The 16992-nt window shown below is 46.7% G+C and carries 11 protein-coding genes, 1 tRNA gene, 2 rRNA genes and 1 pseudogene (1 of these 15 running past the window's edge); 6 read left to right on the top strand and 9 right to left on the bottom strand.

Annotation, left to right across the window (positions count from 1 at the left end):
• Positions 1 to 98: 98 nt before the first annotated feature.
• Complete coding sequence (locus ICL80_RS12970; protein ID WP_194212936.1) at positions 99 to 2354, bottom strand: TonB-dependent siderophore receptor; 2256 nt, start codon at positions 2352 to 2354, stop codon at positions 99 to 101.
• A 268-nt stretch (positions 2355 to 2622) separates the two neighbouring features.
• Here ICL80_RS12970 and ICL80_RS12975 point away from each other — a divergent pair, with 268 nt between their 5' ends.
• The 5 genes and pseudogenes from ICL80_RS12975 to ICL80_RS12995 all read left to right on the top strand — a co-directional run.
• Positions 2623 to 4188, top strand: coding sequence for a serine hydrolase domain-containing protein (locus tag ICL80_RS12975; RefSeq protein ID WP_194212938.1), 1566 nt, complete (start codon positions 2623 to 2625; stop codon positions 4186 to 4188).
• 131 nt (positions 4189 to 4319) lie between these two features.
• Positions 4320 to 5288: a calcium/sodium antiporter gene (locus ICL80_RS12980; RefSeq protein ID WP_194212951.1), complete on the top strand. Its 969-nt coding sequence runs from the start codon at positions 4320 to 4322 to the stop codon at positions 5286 to 5288.
• Positions 5289 to 5368: 80 nt separating this feature from the next.
• Positions 5369 to 6454: a YncE family protein gene (locus ICL80_RS12985; protein ID WP_194212953.1), complete on the top strand. Its 1086-nt coding sequence runs from the start codon at positions 5369 to 5371 to the stop codon at positions 6452 to 6454.
• Between the two features lie 11 nt (positions 6455 to 6465).
• Positions 6466 to 8286, top strand: a complete 1821-nt coding sequence (locus ICL80_RS12990) for an amidohydrolase (protein ID WP_194212955.1) — start codon at positions 6466 to 6468, stop codon at positions 8284 to 8286.
• Positions 8287 to 8347: 61 nt separating this feature from the next.
• Positions 8348 to 8482, top strand: a pseudogene (locus ICL80_RS12995) (IS30 family transposase); the annotation flags it as partial.
• A 38-nt stretch (positions 8483 to 8520) separates the two neighbouring features.
• Here the strand turns inward: ICL80_RS12995 and ICL80_RS13000 are convergent.
• A complete protein-coding gene (locus ICL80_RS13000) occupies positions 8521 to 10530 on the bottom strand; it encodes a serine hydrolase domain-containing protein (protein WP_194212957.1) in 2010 nt (669 codons plus the stop codon).
• Positions 10531 to 10857: 327 nt separating this feature from the next.
• On the opposite strand from ICL80_RS13000, the gene ICL80_RS13005 reads away from it, so the two are divergent.
• Positions 10858 to 11996, top strand: a protein-coding gene (locus ICL80_RS13005) for an IS3 family transposase (RefSeq protein WP_392389792.1) whose coding sequence is annotated in 2 segments (ribosomal slippage) — positions 10858 to 11128 and positions 11128 to 11996 — 1140 coding nt in all. Because the reading frame shifts where the segments join, the coding sequence is not laid out codon by codon here.
• Between the two features lie 84 nt (positions 11997 to 12080).
• Here ICL80_RS13005 and ICL80_RS13010 read toward each other — a convergent pair.
• From ICL80_RS13010 to ICL80_RS13045, 7 genes are all read right to left on the bottom strand, one after another.
• The gene (locus ICL80_RS13010; RefSeq protein WP_194212959.1) at positions 12081 to 12902 is read right to left on the bottom strand and encodes a hypothetical protein; all 822 of its coding nucleotides are present in this window, start codon (positions 12900 to 12902) and stop codon (positions 12081 to 12083) included.
• Between the two features lie 302 nt (positions 12903 to 13204).
• Positions 13205 to 14343, bottom strand: a protein-coding gene (locus ICL80_RS13020) for an IS3 family transposase (RefSeq protein ID WP_392389792.1) whose coding sequence is annotated in 2 segments (ribosomal slippage) — positions 13205 to 14073 and positions 14073 to 14343 — 1140 coding nt in all. Because the reading frame shifts where the segments join, the coding sequence is not laid out codon by codon here.
• Between the two features lie 27 nt (positions 14344 to 14370).
• The gene (locus ICL80_RS13025) at positions 14371 to 14790 is read right to left on the bottom strand and encodes a hypothetical protein (protein ID WP_194212961.1); all 420 of its coding nucleotides are present in this window, start codon (positions 14788 to 14790) and stop codon (positions 14371 to 14373) included.
• 149 nt (positions 14791 to 14939) lie between these two features.
• A tRNA-Met gene (locus tag ICL80_RS13030) sits at positions 14940 to 15016 on the bottom strand.
• Positions 14994 to 15140 (bottom strand): hypothetical protein, encoded by a 147-nt coding sequence (locus ICL80_RS13035; protein ID WP_194212963.1) that lies wholly within the window; start codon positions 15138 to 15140, stop codon positions 14994 to 14996. Before ICL80_RS13035 ends, ICL80_RS13030 begins: the two co-directional genes overlap by 23 nt.
• Positions 15141 to 15225: 85 nt before the next feature.
• Positions 15226 to 15340, bottom strand: a 5S ribosomal RNA gene (gene rrf, locus ICL80_RS13040).
• 102 nt (positions 15341 to 15442) lie between these two features.
• Positions 15443 to 16992, bottom strand: a 23S ribosomal RNA gene (locus tag ICL80_RS13045) (it continues 1198 nt past the right edge of the window).

The raw sequence follows: 16992 nt of genomic DNA on the forward strand, positions 1-16992 counted from the left end.
GTTAAACTCCAGTCATTGAGAGACAAAAAATCCCCCTCTCAAAACTGAGAGAGGGAGAAGTAAGAGTAAGGGGGGCTCCCTCACGCAAAAGTTAGGTTTTAAAACTCTGTGCCAACAGAGAATTTAATTGTTGATGGAGCAGCCTGAGCAAGCAGGTCACCACCGGTAGACGCCCAGTAACGTGTATTACCAACGTTAACCCAGTTAATGCGGAACACTGTTTGCCTAGAACCAACTTCTGCTGTGTAAGCAGCGCCAAGGTCAAACGTTGTATAGCTGGGCACAAGAACGTTGTTTGAAGGGTTTAAAGCTCGGTTTCCAACATGATAAACTGCACCATTCACACTAAGGCCAGGTACAAGATCTTCCAGTTTATAATCTGCGGCAACGGAAAGTGTGACCTTGGGCGTATTTTCAACCCGGTTTCCGACAAGCGTAGTATTGATGCGCTGACTACCATCAGCACCCAGCAAAGGCGACCCATCAGAGTTTGTTAGAAAAACTGTATCAGCACCCTCATCATACTTTGCCTTGAGAAGAAGAGCGGAAGCATAAATAGAGAGTTGGTCTGTCACTTCACCCGACAGGCTGATCTCCCCACCACGATACCGCTCGCTGCCATCGAGCACATAAAAATTAGCTGCATTCACATAGGCAGATCCCCTCTTTATGTCAAAATAAGCAGCCTGAAAAAGCAAGCCCTTATGAGGCTGAATTTTAACACCAAGTTCATATTGAGTACTATCTGTAGGTGGCAAATCTTCTCCGGCATTATTAGCGGTTAACGGCGCCCCTGCAGTTGTTTCGAGCCCTTCAATATAGGTACCATAAACACTTACCCAATCAGTCGGCTTAACAACAAGCCCACCAGAGAACGACCAGACTTTAGTGCTAAACTTTACTTCACCTGTTTGCAAAGCTGATTCTGTGTAATCAGAACGCCTAGCCCCTGCCAGAACATCAACAATTTCGCCAAAAGAGATACGGTCAAAAACATAGTATCCTATATCGTTAATCTTTGAGTTACGACTATTGTTTGTACCATAATTAGGAGCGCAGAACGGTACAGATGGAAACTCAACTGGATTAGTAAGGCTTTGTTGGTAAAAGAGAGTACCTCTTGATGTGCATGGACTATCGGGTGCCGCATTGTTCACTGTAGAAGAATTATACCTGTCACGCACATTCTGACCTGCACCAAAAAGTACATTATGCACCACTATTCCTGTTTCAAAGGTACCAGCCAACTCTGTACGAATATTCTTATTAACATGACGCGCCCCCGCAGCCTTCCCGACGTTCAGGTTATACATATCATCTGGCAACGGGTTGCCAAAATCAATATAGTTAAAGTTACGATCACGTGAATGGCGCGATGTACCCGCACTAGCCGACAACTCCCATGCTGGGTTAATTTTCCATTTAGCCGCCAGCAATACGTTTGTTTCACCAGAGATATAATCAGCCCAGTCACCTGGGCCAAAATTCAAAGTAGGATCCCGGAAAACAGGTAACTCAACTTGCGGCGTCGGATCATCAACAGTTGGCTGCGGCTTAGTCGTTAAACGGTAAACACCAGGCTCACCTGCTGTTTTATAAATCCGCTCTGCATCAAGCGAGAATGTCAGATTATCCGTTGGTTTAAAATCAAAGGCACCAGATGCCAAAAACCGCTTACCACTTGTATTATCAATCCCTGAATCCACACGACCATAAACAAGGTTCACACGAGCGCCAAAAACGCCATCACCCCATGTATTACCATAATCCAGATGGCCCGTGAAGGCACCCCGTGAGCTACCAGAAACCTTGGCAGCCATATACTGCTCCTCAGTTGGGCGCTTCATAACAAGGTTGATAATTCCTGACGGTGCAGAAAAACCATAATAGAGGGCAGATGCTCCCTTAAGAGCTTCAACCCTCACCTTATCTTCAAGCGGCAGGTCGATCAAGTTAATGATCGGCAGCGCTCCATTCAAGCGGTAGTTGCCACGATTCTCAACATCAATACCGCGAATGGCAAGATTGCTATATGTTGTTGTAGCAATTTGAGCCGATGTAACACCTGCGGTGTTCTTCAGCGCATCAAGTAGCCCCTCTGCCTGTTGCGTCTCAATCATATCCCTAGAGATAACACTAACAGTAAGCGGCGTATCCATAACACGAGCACCACGGAAACTACCGGCCTGAACCACATCAGTACCAAAGCCAGAACGCTCTGCTGTTACCGTAATTTCTTCCAGCTCAAGACCACCTTCGTTGTTCTGCGCAGAAACAGACACAGAACATACACTTACCAAACCCACACCACTAACTGTTGCCAGCAATATTTTTCGGATATCTTGTTTTATCATTTCAACTCCCCTGTTGTTAACGGTTCTGCATTATTCAAAAGACGCCTTCTTTCTCACTTATTACAAGGAAGGCCCATAGAACCTGACAACAGTATACAGTCCTATCTCTGTCACCATGCTGTCGCCGCGCAAGACGCGGAATAATCTAACAACAATAGGTTATTTTCATTCGGTGACAGCGCCATGTAAGCTATCATTTGCAACCTTTGTTATTTCTATACTTCTTTTTGTATTTTTGAAGTAGGTAGGCCATGCGGAGGGTAAAATAATGCCATTATTAACTAGAAGGCACTTTGGTTCATTAGCAATGGGGGCGGCCGTATATTCCATACTCGGTGGGTGCGCAAGTAAAACAGGCGCTCTATCAGCTATGCAACCCGCTATAATGCACGCCCCTGATGATGGCCTTTCAAGAGCAACCCCTGAAAGCCAGGGCATATCCTCTGATTCAATCCTCGCCTTTCTTAACGATGTAGAGCAGCAAGGGCTTGAATTGCACAGTTTTATGCTAATGCGTAACAGCCACGTTGTTGCTGAAGGCTGGTGGTGGCCATACAACCCTAGCCGTATCCATATGACACATTCCGCTACAAAAAGCATGACAGCTGTAGCAGTCGGGCTGGCACTTGCAGAAAAACGCTTTAGTCTTGATGATACGGTTGTTTCTTTCTTTCCTGAATATGTGCCTGCTGATGCAAGCGACTATATGAAACAGATGACAGTGCGTGATCTCCTTGTGATGAAAACTGGACACGCTGTTGAAACATCTGGCTCTAAATGGCGGCCGATTAATACAAGCTGGGTTGCAGAATTTTTCAAAATTCCTGTCGTTTACAAACCCGGTACAAAATTCAAATACACCAGTGCAGCTACCTATATGTTGTCTGCAATTGTTTCAAAAACAACCGGACAATCTGCAGAAGAGTATCTTGTCCCTCGGTTCTTTGACCCACTTCAAATTACCCAGTGGGAATGGGATACAAGCCCCGGCGGCATCAGTACGGGCGCAAACGGCCTGAGCCTGCAAACCTCTGGTCTTTTAAAACTTGGTGCAGTACATGCCCAAAACGGTATGTGGAATGGCAACCAAATACTGCCTAAGAGCTGGGTCAAAGCCGCCACCCGCAGACATTCAGTCGGTGAAGACGAATACGGCTATGGCTATCAGTGGTGGATGGGGCCGAAGAATGCCTATTATGCCCTCGGGCTATTCACCCAGCTATCTATTGTATTCCCAGAACACAATGCAACGCTTGCAATATTTTCTGCCATTGATGGCAGTTCAAAGCTTAAGCCAACCATATGGAAACACTTTCCTGCTGCTTTTGTTACTGGAACCACACAGTGGCCAGATGGAAGTGCCAAGCCTCTGCAACATAAAATAGCCAGCCTGCGTGTTCTGCCTGAACTGAAGCCAACGACCCCAGCAAAAATTGAAAATACCATCTCAGGGAAGCGCTATAAATTTCAGAACAATGATCAGACAGCCAACTGGGTTTCTTTCGAATTTATAGACAATTGCTGTATCTATAATTTCAGTGATGAAAACGGCGTACATACTGTCAAAAACGGGTTTGAAACATATATAGAGCAAGACACCAGTATAACTGGCAATCGCCTGCATCACCAATATCACCCTGATTACATGCGGGCAGTAGCAGGTGCACGCTGGCTAAACCCCAATAAACTGGAACTTACCTGGCAGTTTGTAGAAACTGCTTTCCGTGACACTCTGGTTTGCATATTTGAAGGCAATACAGTGCGGATAGATAGAAGCGTTAATCTGAATACACAAGAAACCAACCTGCCAACCCTGACAGGTGTTTCCGCTTAAGCTACTTGCCGCCATTCTTTCACACTCCCAAAACTACGTCGTTCACACCATAACGACGTAGTTTTGCAGGCATCGTCAGTGTTTCAGGCCTGGCACAAAATATTTCAAAATATGTAAGGGACTAAAGCATAATGGCTTATCTACAGGTTATTGCAGGACTAGTTTTGCTGCTTGTTTCAGGGGATTATCTTGTCCGCGGCGCAGCCTCAATCGCCACACGAGCTGGCATTTCAAAGCTTGTTGTCGGCTTAACAATTGTAGCCTTTGGCACATCAGCTCCGGAAATGGTAGTTGGCATTGACGCTGTTGTCAGCGGTGCGCCAACACTTGCCCTCGGTAACATTGTAGGCTCGAATATTGCCAATGTGCTTTTGGTGTTAGGTTTTCCTGCCCTCATTACCCCCATATGCTGTAATGTACCCCGAATCGGACGGAACCTGCTCTTGATGCTCGGCGCAACATTACTGTTCATTAGTTTGGCGTGTTTCGACATTATTAACTGGGTACACGGCCTTATTCTTCTATCATGCTTTGTCTTGTTCCTGCTGTATTCTGCCGTCAAAGCAAAAGCTGGTATGGAAAATGACCCATCTTTTGAGATCGGGTTTGAAGAGATACCTCAAAATCCTGATAGTTATGGCTTTGCAACAATCCTTGTTCTGGGTGGGTTGCTAGGTATCTCGATTGGCGCTAATATTCTCGTATCTGGTTCAGTCACCATAGCGCGTGACTTTGAAATCCCTGAAGAGGTGATTGGCCTTACCCTTGTAGCGCTTGGTACCAGCCTGCCTGAATTGGCAACTTCTTTAATGGCGGCTATCCGCAAACACAGCGATGTAGCGATTGGCAATGTTATTGGATCTAACATCTTCAACATTCTTGCCATTATGGCGGTTTCATCCCTTTTTGGCGACATTCCAGTGCCGCCAAGCTTTTTGTCGGTTGATATGTGGGTCATGCTGGGTTCGGGGCTCATACTTGTGCCTTACTGCTATAAAAGCCTGTCTATTGGGCGGGTATCAGGCCTTGTCATGCTGGCACTTTACGGGGCCTATATGTTCTACCTTGCTTCAAACAGTGTGCTTGCAAGCCCCCTCTGAGCTGTGTCAGCAAGGTGCAAGCTTTCCCCCATATAGTGGTGTGGTTTTAAAATACTGCATCACTATATGGGGAGACAAACATGACAACATTCAAAGCAAGAGCACAAAAAGTAGCTCTCACGCTTGGGCTCAGCTTAGCAATAACTGTAACAGCACATACCAGCATACAAGAACAAGACCTGCTATACAGTTTTGAAAACTCAGTAACATTGCCCGGGGGTACCCCTGACTGGGATTATTTGAGCCTTGATCAGAAAAGTGGCCGCATGTTTATTGCCCGCAGGGATGATGGCCTTACTGTTTTTGACATAAACAACCAAAAAGCCATCACAACAATCCCCAACTCCATTGGTGCAAATGGCCCGCTTGTTTTACCAGAATATGACCGCGTTTTTGTTGCCATGGCAGACGGCACGGTTATGCTTCTCGAACTTTCCTCATTAAAAGTGTTAAGTCGTGAAAAAGTTGATCCTAAAGGCCTTAACGGAACCGTGTTTGACCCAGCATCCAAACACGTAATTATTGGTACCGGGCGCCGCGCAGGTGGGCACATGACACTTTATGCGTTTGACCCTAAAAGTGGTGAGAAAGTTACCCAAAAAGACTTTAACAGCACAAAAATGGACGACCCCGCCTTTGACGGTCACGGTACCGTTTTCGCCCCTATGCGCGACCGCGACCTGATGCTGAAATTGAACTCAGATACTTTGGAGGAAAAAGACCATTTTATGCTGGGTGACTGTGAACAACCAGCTGCCGCTGAATTTCTGCATGAGATAAACAAGCTGATTGTTGCCTGCCGTGGCCGCACAAAAGCCCCAATGTTGCTGGCCCTAACGCCTGAAGGTAAAATAACAGATACTGTTCCGATCGGGCGTGGTGTTGACGGCCTTGCGGTTGACCATAAACGCCGCCGCATTGTTAGCAGCAACGGTGACGATGCAACACTGACAGTTATAGAGTTTGATAAAGCCGGCAACCTTATATTGCTTGGCAATGTCAGCACACAGCCTGGTGCCCGTACCATGCAACTGGAACAAAGCACCGGCAAGATATTTCTGGTAACATCTGACTTTACCCAGTTAGCACCTAATGCAAATAGCACAGAAACACCAGAGCCTGTTGCTCATGCAAACAGCTTCCGTATCTTAACCTATAAACCTTGATGGAGGCCAAGATGAATGTCATTCAAATAGTGTCCAGGATCGCGATAATCACAGGCCTCGCCTCTGTTTTGTCATTACCATCCTTCAGTACTGAAGGCCATGCTGATTTGATCTTATATGATGCAACTATCTGGACAGTTGACCCAGCAAACCCTGAAGCACAAGCTGTTGCCATTGAAGGCAACCGCATCATTAAGGTGGGGAAAAATGAAGACGTTTTGGCCCTGAAAGGCACAGATACAAAGCTTATTAACCTTGATGGCAAAATGGTACTGCCCGGCTTCATTGATGCCCACACACACATGGAAAATGCCATCAATGCCTTTTACGAGCTTCGCCTGAACTCTGTTAGTACAGAAGAAGCCATGTTAGCTCTTATCAAAGACCGGGCAGAGCGTATCCCGGATGAATACTGGATAACAGGAGGCAATTGGTCATCAAAAACTGGCTGGGCGGCTGAGAAGTCTGGGGATTATGTTGCGTATCCTTATAAGTCCCCAACCAGAAAAGATGGAGCGTCCATAAGTTTCGAACTGTCACTTGTTGCAGTAGACGCGTTAACGCCAAACCAGCCAGTGCTGTTAAAACGTTTTGATGGGGCCTATTTTATCAACAGTGCAGGCCTTCAACTTCTGCATATTGATAAAAACACACCTGATCCTTCTGGTGGTCATTATCAGCATGACCCAAAAACAGGAGAGCTAACAGGCATGCTGTTTGGCACGGCTGGCGAAAAAGCAAAAGCATCCCTACCGCCAAGGTCACACCAGCAAGTTATGTTTGGCGCCCGCAATATGGTGGCAGAACTAACAAGCTACGGCCTAACCGGTCTACATGATATTGTGCGTATCCCTGATATATCTGACAAGACTGTCTTCGAAACGAATGCAGAGCGTTCGATGACAGACTTAACAATTTTCACAAGCCTGCGGGAAGAAAATTCCCTGAAACAGCGTATTTACCCCATTTTACCAGCAATCGTGTGGAATAGGTTTGATGCGTTTGGTTATAAACCGCAAGGCGGAGATGAAATGATCAGCTACGGCGCTGTCAAAATGTTTCTTGACGGTTTTCTGATGTTCAGACACTATCCCAATAATGACCATTTTTCTGGTTCGCTTAGCTTCCGCAATCACGACGTAACACAGCTCCGCAACACTGTGTTAGGCGCCGACAAAGCTGGCTGGGACATCGCAATGCATGTAACAGGCGACAAGGGTCACGCACTGACCTTTGACTGGTTTGAAGATACTTTGAAGGCCAATCCTAATCGCGAACGACGGTTTCGTATCCTTCATGCTTGGTATCCCCGCATGGAAGAAATAGACCGAGGGGGCAGGATGCACATGATTGCAGACGTTACGCCCTTCCACCTCATCCGTGAACTAAAGTCCATGCCCCAAAAGCTGTACGACGATCAAAAGGACACAGCATTCGCGTGGCAAACCATGGTTAAAAAAGGCTGGCGACTAAACATTGTATCAGATTGGCCAGGCAGTTACGATGGCAATCACGGCGCCCCCGTTTCGCCCCTTGAAAATATATACCTTGCCACAACACGAATGGACTTTGATGCCCCTCAAGGCAGCGGCTGGCACACTCAAGAAGCCTTAACAGTTGATCAAGCAATAGAAGCCTACACCATCAATCCGGCCTGGGCTTCCTATGAAGAGGATATCAAAGGGACCATAACAGAAGGCAAACTTGCGGATTTGATAGTCCTGTCAAAGAATATCAGGGAAATCCCGAAAACAGACATTCTAAAAACACAGGTTTTATACACTGTATTTGACGGTCAAATAGTCTTTGATGCACTGAGTGCAAAACCTTAATATTAATCTATACTGCTGTGATCAAGAAATGCTTGTCACAGCAGTATTTTTGCTGCGGTAATACCCCAAAGGTAGTTACTTGTCGGGATATTCTCAAGCCGAACTCAATGAGATGGCGGAGAAACTGAATAATCGCCCAAGGAAAACCTTGGGATTTAAAACACCAGCTAATAAGTTGGACACAGTGTTGCACTGACCGACTGAATCCATCCTTAGTATTAAGTGGTGTGCACTTTATAATGCCAAACTTGTTCCTATCAGGTCGAAGACTATAGCCACATATAAAAGAGTAGCACAGCTCAGCATTCGCATAATATTCCAAGCGCAGACAAGCCCTTTTTGCCACCCTTTAAATGCGACAAAAGAAGCACACATATACCACAGAGACATAAGAGCAGCTAAAGGGAACACTATAAAACTGAGGATTTGCAGCACACAAATCCACGGGTCTAGCGCTGATGTAAATGAAAACTCACTCACTATCCAACCGATAGTCCCCAGCCATCCCAACATAAGTAAAACAGCCCCAGCAATGCTGCCCTGTACCCACAAACGCCTTGGCAGTCTTAAGTCGTTTATTGCGGGTTTAATAGCATACCAGCGGCGTAAAAGTGCCACAATCGGTTGAAGCAGCAGTGCTAGTAGGAGAACTCCTATAGAGAGTAGCAGCAAGGGGTTAATCCAACCTGCACTACGCCATACGGGAACCGGTAGAAAAGCGCCGATTGGTGCAGTATCACCATAACTCCACATGGTAACCTTCTCATCAACGACTTTAGCACCAAGCAAGGTGGTACCACCAACTTCTCTCCAAAGAAACGGTTCAACTTCTTCGAACTGCTTTAATTGTCCATTTTCACCCACTATCGCCGATGCAGTAATCCTCCCAAAATCATCAACTGTCACAACAGACTGAGTGACAAGATCAAGCAGTGATGCATACCCAACCTGCCATCGCTGAGCACTGCTGTAACGGCCAGCTATCAACATTCCATCACGATGCGCTGTATCTGGCACAGCGTTATCTCCGCCGATAGACCCGGGAAAGTAACGGTCTGCAAAGCCATGCAAAAGATCAGTACGAATAGCGCGGCTACCACCATCTCGCCCCACACTGTTAAACGATACAAAAATACCAACACCATCTTCTGGAAACAACTGCACTGCACTGTGAAAAAAACGAGTGTCGCCATCATGCCCAATAATGCGATGCCCATTTCGGTCCATAGAATAAAAGCCAAGCTGCATGCGGTTTAGTTTTGGGCTTATAGTGGTAAATGGGTTATCATGCATCATGCGAGCAGTTTCAGGCTTCAGAATACGCACGCCACGATATTCTCCACCCTGTAGATGCGCGATCATGAATTTGGCCATATCCGGCCCTGTCATTGCCGCACTTCCTGCAGGTGCCGGAAACATTTCATAAGCTTTTGGAGATGATGATGCGAGGTCGTATCCACGCGACATGCTGACTTGCAGTGCAGGTGGCAGGGGCTGGCGAAAGCTGGCATAGCTCATACTAAGTGGATGAAAAATATGATCCTCGATATAATCCTCAAACGATTGCCCTGAAACACGTTGCACTATGTATCCTGCAAGGGCCGCACCATAATTGGAGTAAGATGGCACCTGACCAGGCTTATAGACACGTGGAGGAGTTTCATTTTTGAGAAATTCAGCAAGCGCCATTCGTCCCCTAGGATCAAATAGAAGCAGGTCTTTAAGCTGCTCCTGAAAACCTGGCGTATGTGTCATAAGATTGCGCATTGTGATTGGTTCATCGTGAAAGGAGGGTACCTCAAAGTCCAGATATGTGTTGATATCATGATCTAGGTCAATAGTACTCTGCTCGACCTGTTGCATCACAGCGGTCCATGTCATTAGTTTTGACGTCGAACCTGGCCGAAACAATGTGGTTTCAGCATCTACCTTTAACCCTGCAGCAATATCGGCATAGCCATAACCACGCTGGGTCAAAATCAAGCCATCCTTAACGATAACCACAATAGCCCCAGCCACATCGCTACGTTTAATTCTTGAGGGCACGAAACCGTCGAGCCAAACATCCACATCCATCTTGGTCAGTTTGGGGTTTTCTATATGAGTAGGTATATCATCTGTTGATGCCACCAAAATCGCTTGATCAGAGGCAAGTGCCGGTGGTGTTGTAAATTCAGGAGTTTCTGCATTGCAGCCAAACCCAAGTAGCCAGCAAAAAATAACCGTAGTTATCAATTTATACATGTCACTTTATCTGCCTTGTCAAAATAGCCGTCGAGGCAAGCATAAGAGCCACATGCAAAACGACTGATGTATAAACACCTGAATTCATCATATATCGAAATGTAGCGCAAATTTTTCTATTTTGAAATATATTTTCTTATTTAATAATATAATTTCATTATTGAGAATACTGCCGCTTTGTCGAAGCTCGATATTTCCAAGGCTACTTGCTTCCAGCAAGGTCATGCTCAATTGTAATAACCACATAAAAAGCGCCCTAGCCCAAAGTGGACTTGCTTCGGTTTAGTGGAGAGCATTTGATATGATCCTAGACTTTGGAGTTATTACATGTCTTCACATCGAGTATTGTTTACAAAAGAATTTAAGGAAGAAGCAGTTCGTCTTGCGTTAACGAGTGATCGTCAGCGACAGGATATTGCCTCAGATTTGGGCATAGGTAAATCCACTCTTTGCCGCTGGGTTAGCCAGCATCGTCATTCAGTCCAGCCGGATGCTGTTTCAGATGACAAGGATAAGGAGCTTGCCCTTCTGCGACGGGAAGTTCAACTTCTGAAGGCAGAACGCGATTTATTAAAAAAGGCTACAGCTCTTTTCGCCCGGGAAAGTCGGTGAGGTTTTCCCTTATTGATGCGAAGAGGGCCTGTCTGCCTGTTGAGCGTGCCTGTTTGTTGCTGAATGTCAGTATGAGTGGTTATTATGCCTGGAAGAAGAGGTCTGTCAGCAAGCGACAGCGCGATGATATGGTGTTGCTTGTCCATATACGCAGCTATTTTCGCCAGTCAAACGATACGTATGGCAGTCCCCGTATGGCAGCAGAGTTGCAAGCATGTGGGTTTTCTGTTGGCCGTCGGCGTGTTGCCCGTCTGATGAAAGAGACTGGCCTGCAAGCCAGACAAAAAAGGCGGTTCAAATGCACAACAGATAGCCATCATGATAATCCCGTGTTTCCTAACTTGCTGGAGCAAGATTTTACAGCTTCTGCGCCAGACAGGAAATGGGGTGTTGATATCAGTTATATCTGGACAATGGAAGGTTGGCTCTATCTGGCAGTTGTCATTGACCTTTATGCCCGTCGTGTTGTTGGCTGGGCCACAAGCAACAGGCTAAAAAAGGAGCTGGCCCTTGAAGCTCTGGACAAGGCTTTCATCCTCAGACAACCGCCTCCCGGCCTGATCCATCACAGCGACAGGGGCAGTCAATATTGCTCATACGAGTATCGCAAGCGTCTGAAAAAATACCGTATGACCGGCTCTATGTCAGCCAAGGGAAATTGCTATGATAATGCCGTGGTGGAGACATTCTTTAAAACCATTAAAACTGAACTTGTCTGGCGCACAAGTTTTGCAACACGAAAGGAAGCTACAAATATGATTGCACACTATATCGGTGATTTCTATAATCCCAGACGCCGTCATTCGACATTGGGATACTTAAGCCCCATTCAGTTCGAAAAAAGGGCCGCTTAAAACTGAAAATGCTCTCCACTAAACCGAAGCAAGTCCAGGCTCAGCCTGTAGCAGCCCGATGTATGGAACATCGGGTTTCTTGCTTTAGTTTGAAAGAAGGCTAGCGATGCTGTTTTCTGTTTCAGAACGAATATCGCCTTTTCGGGCATGATAGGAAACCCATTTTGGTTTTTGGCGTAAACCTTCGCGTACTTTTTCCAGCACATGCTGGCGTTTTCCGAAAGCTTCGATGTCAGAATACCGTAGAATAACTAGTGCATCCCAAGGCTTGCCGACTGGGTGACGGTTCAGTAAAAGCTCATAGCCTTTAAGAAGGCCTTCTTCTAACCAGCCACGGTATTGGGGAATAACGTAAGCTGCAGCGTAATCGATATATTCTGCTGCATTGTTGTAGGAATAGGGGATAACGTAATAAACGGAAGTATCGTTTTTAACTGTTGTATTATCACCTTCCTCCCATGCCAAGTCTGCAGCGCTAGTTAATACCGGGTGACCAAGAGCCAAGCCCTCAGGAGATAAACCTCCAGGCATGGTTTCTTCGAGCTTTTTCCAGTGTGCGAGGTCTGTAGGGCTTTCAAACGTTAGCTCCAACATGGCATCCCATACTTCAGGTTGAGCATACCAACTGAATAAAATTCTATAGTTGAGAATTTTCCCATCTGTTTTGAGCTTTGAAAGGCTTTTCATCTGTTTTTCAACTAGAAATTTTCGAAACTCTGCCCGCTTTATCACATCAGTCTGATACTGAATGACAAGCTTTTTAGTGCCTTCTTGTTGTAGTTTTTCTATGTTCTGTGCGAAGGTTGGTTTTGTTAGTACATTGGTGCAAACAACAGCTGCTATCAAGAAAAAGAAAAATAACAGGCTCCCGTTCATAGTGGTGGTTAGTGGATGTTGATACCTCATCTATATCTCCCCTTTTCAAATAATGTTGTATAAGGGAATAGGCTAAAGCGCTTTGGCTTTCATTTTACTGTCATATCTAGCGGCAGGGTAATACCCCCATTTATAGAGGGTTTCAAAAGTTGAACCGTTATGCAGCCAAGGGCATGCCCTTGGCGAGTTTTTGCTTTGGCGTGATGCCGCCGATGGCCATATTGGGCCGTTCGTTGTTGTATGTCCACATCCATGTCGTTGCGGCTTCCTGCACATTTTCGATAGTGCCAAAGATTGGGCTTGCTTCGGTTTAGTGGAGAGCATTTTCAGTTTTAAGCGGCCCTTTTTTCGAACTGAATGGGGCTTAAGTATCCCAATGTCGAATGACGGCGTCTGGGATTATAGAAATCACCGATATAGTGTGCAATCATATTTGTAGCTTCCTTTCGTGTTGCAAAACTTGTGCGCCAGACAAGTTCAGTTTTAATGGTTTTAAAGAATGTCTCCACCACGGCATTATCATAGCAATTTCCCTTGGCTGACATAGAGCCGGTCATACGGTATTTTTTCAGACGCTTGCGATACTCGTATGAGCAATATTGACTGCCCCTGTCGCTGTGATGGATCAGGCCGGGAGGCGGTTGTCTGAGGATGAAAGCCTTGTCCAGAGCTTCAAGGGCCAGCTCCTTTTTTAGCCTGTTGCTTGTGGCCCAGCCAACAACACGACGGGCATAAAGGTCAATGACAACTGCCAGATAGAGCCAACCTTCCATTGTCCAGATATAACTGATATCAACACCCCATTTCCTGTCTGGCGCAGAAGCTGTAAAATCTTGCTCCAGCAAGTTAGGAAACACGGGATTATCATGATGGCTATCTGTTGTGCATTTGAACCGCCTTTTTTGTCTGGCTTGCAGGCCAGTCTCTTTCATCAGACGGGCAACACGCCGACGGCCAACAGAAAACCCACATGCTTGCAACTCTGCTGCCATACGGGGACTGCCATACGTATCGTTTGACTGGCGAAAATAGCTGCGTATATGGACAAGCAACACCATATCATCGCGCTGTCGCTTGCTGACAGACCTCTTCTTCCAGGCATAATAACCACTCATACTGACATTCAGCAACAAACAGGCACGCTCAACAGGCAGACAGGCCCTCTTCGCATCAATAAGGGAAAACCTCACCGACTTTCCCGGGCGAAAAGAGCTGTAGCCTTTTTTAATAAATCGCGTTCTGCCTTCAGAAGTTGAACTTCCCGTCGCAGAAGGGCAAGCTCCTTATCCTTGTCATCTGAAACAGCATCCGGCTGGACTGAATGACGATGCTGGCTAACCCAGCGGCAAAGAGTGGATTTACCTATGCCCAAATCTGAGGCAATATCCTGTCGCTGACGATCACTCGTTAACGCAAGACGAACTGCTTCTTCCTTAAATTCTTTTGTAAACAATACTCGATGTGAAGACATGTAATAACTCCAAAGTCTAGGATCATATCAAATGCTCTCCACTAAACCGAAGCAAGTCCAGTATTCCTGTCCTACACCAGATGTAATTTCTTTAAGAGGTTTACTACCAAGGAAAGGGAGCAAGTGCAGGCGAAGCCTGTCTTTATGACCTTGTACCCATTTGGGGCTGCGCCGACCGTTTGTGATAACCTCATACTCAATCTCGAACTTCTTAGCGGCTTCACGAAAGGTTTTACCAGAAGAGAGTTCCCCAAAACGGTCTTTATTAAGCAGCTCCATGTACCAGTCTTGAGCAACGTCTTTAGCAGCCTTTAAACTTTCTTCCTTTGTACTGCTTCTATACTGCTTACCCTTGATAGAAGCTGAGCAATGCCACCTTGAACTATTAGGGCGACGATAAAGGGCGACTTTGTCGCCTAATATTTTATGTTGGACTCCATTTGACACCAGTAACTCTCCCCAAATGAGCATGACTGCGATAGATGTGCTAAATGTGATAGAAATGTGTTAGCCATTTAAGGCTACACGCGGGAGAATCTTGCTGTAAACAACAAAAAGAAAAAGCCAGTTAAGTCATATACTTAACTGGCTTTATTTGGTTGCGGGAGTAGGATTTGAACCTACGACCTTCAGGTTATGAGCCTGACGAGCTACCGGGCTGCTCCATCCCGCGTCAAGAAAGTGATCCGGTATTTAAGCCGGTAGCGATTTTCTGATGCCTTACGGCGACACAGTATCTTCAGAAGCGATGCTTTTGAAGAGGCGGGCTGCTCGGTCCCGCGCGTATGATCAGGCATAAAGCCTTAAATTAAAAAACCGGCAATGAGCCGGTTTCATAAACTGTTTGGAACTGTGATGATGTTTTTGAACACTCTTTTGTAGATCTGGCGATGACCTACTCTTCCGCGCCTTAAGACGAAGTACCATCGGCGCAAAGGCTTTTCACTTCCGGGTTCGAGATGGGACCGGGTGGGACAACCTTGCTATAACCACCAGATCAACAAAAGAGTGTTCTTTGCGTTTTGTTTTGCAGCTTTTCAGCTGCTGCATGCTGTTTAACCTTTATATTCAAAGATATTTTATCTCTGTCTATGGAGAGGCTCTACAAGCCTATCGAGCAATTAGTATCAGTTAGCTCCACACATTACTGCGCTTCCACACCTGACCTATCAACGTGGTGGTCTTCCACGGCTCTCAGAGAGACCTAATCTTGAGGGGGGCTTCCCGCTTAGATGCTTTCAGCGGTTATCCCTTCCGGACATAGCTACCCTGCAATGCGGCTGGCGCCACAACAGGTCCACCAGAGGTCCGTCCACCCCGGTCCTCTCGTACTAGGGGCAGCTCCTCTCAAGTCTCTTGCGCCCACGGCAGATAGGGACCGAACTGTCTCACGACGTTCTAAACCCAGCTCACGTACCTCTTTAATTGGCGAACAGCCAAACCCTTGGGACCTGCTCCAGCCCCAGGATGAGATGAGCCGACATCGAGGTGCCAAACACTGCCGTCGATATGAGCTCTTGGGCAGTATCAGCCTGTTATCCCCGGCGTACCTTTTATCCGTTGAGCGATGGCCCTTCCACTCAGAACCACCGGATCACTATGACCTACTTTCGTATCTGTTCGACTTGTCAGTCTCACAGTCAGGCAGGCTTATGCCATTGCACTCAACAACCGATTTCCAACCGGTCTGAGCCTACCTTCGCGCGCCTCCGTTACCATTTGGGAGGCGACCGCCCCAGTCAAACTACCCGCCACAGTGGGTCCGAGATCCAGTTTCATGGATCGTCGTTAGGCATCAGGAACAACAAGGGTGGTATTTCAAGGGTCGGCTCCACAAGGACTGGCGTCCCTGCTTCAAAGCCTCCCACCTATGCTACACATGTTGTCCCTAATACCACACTGAAGCTGTAGTAAAGGTGCACGGGGTCTTTCCGTCTAACCGCGGGTACTCCGCATCTTCACGGAGAATTCAATTTCGCTGAGTCTGTGCTGGAGACAGTGGGGAAGTCGTTACGCCATTCGTGCAGGTCGGAACTTACCCGACAAGGAATTTCGCTACCTTAGGACCGTTATAGTTACGGCCGCCGTTTACCGGGGCTTCAATTCGCAGCTCTCACCGCTCCTCTTAACCTTCCGGCACCGGGCAGGCGTCAGACCCTATACGTCGTGTTCACCACTTCGCAGAGCCCTGTGTTTTTAGTAAACAGTCGCCACCCCCTCTTTTGTGCCCCCACCAATGAGTTGCCTCAATGGTGGGCCTCCTTATCCCGAAGTTACGGAGGCAATTTGCCGAGTTCCTTCAGCACAGTTCTCTCAAGCGCCTTGGTATGCTCTACCATCCCACCTGTGTCGGTTTAGGGTACGGTCTATATGGTGGTGCTATTTCCTGGGACACCTTCGCGGCCCTTCCAATCCAATAAGGAAGAACAACTTACAGTATCCGTCACATTCCACCAGGTACAGGAATATTAACCTGTTTCCCATCGACTACGCTTTTCAGCCTCGCCTTAGGGGCCGACTCACCCTGCGCGGATTAGCCTTGCACAGGAACCCTTGGGATTTCGGCGAGAGTGTCTCTCACACTCTTTATCGCTACTCATGTCAGCATTCTCACTTCTGATATCTCCAGCATGGCTCACGCCACACCTT

The organism is Kordiimonas pumila (assembly GCF_015240255.1).
Lineage (GTDB): Bacteria > Pseudomonadota > Alphaproteobacteria > Sphingomonadales > Kordiimonadaceae > Kordiimonas > Kordiimonas pumila.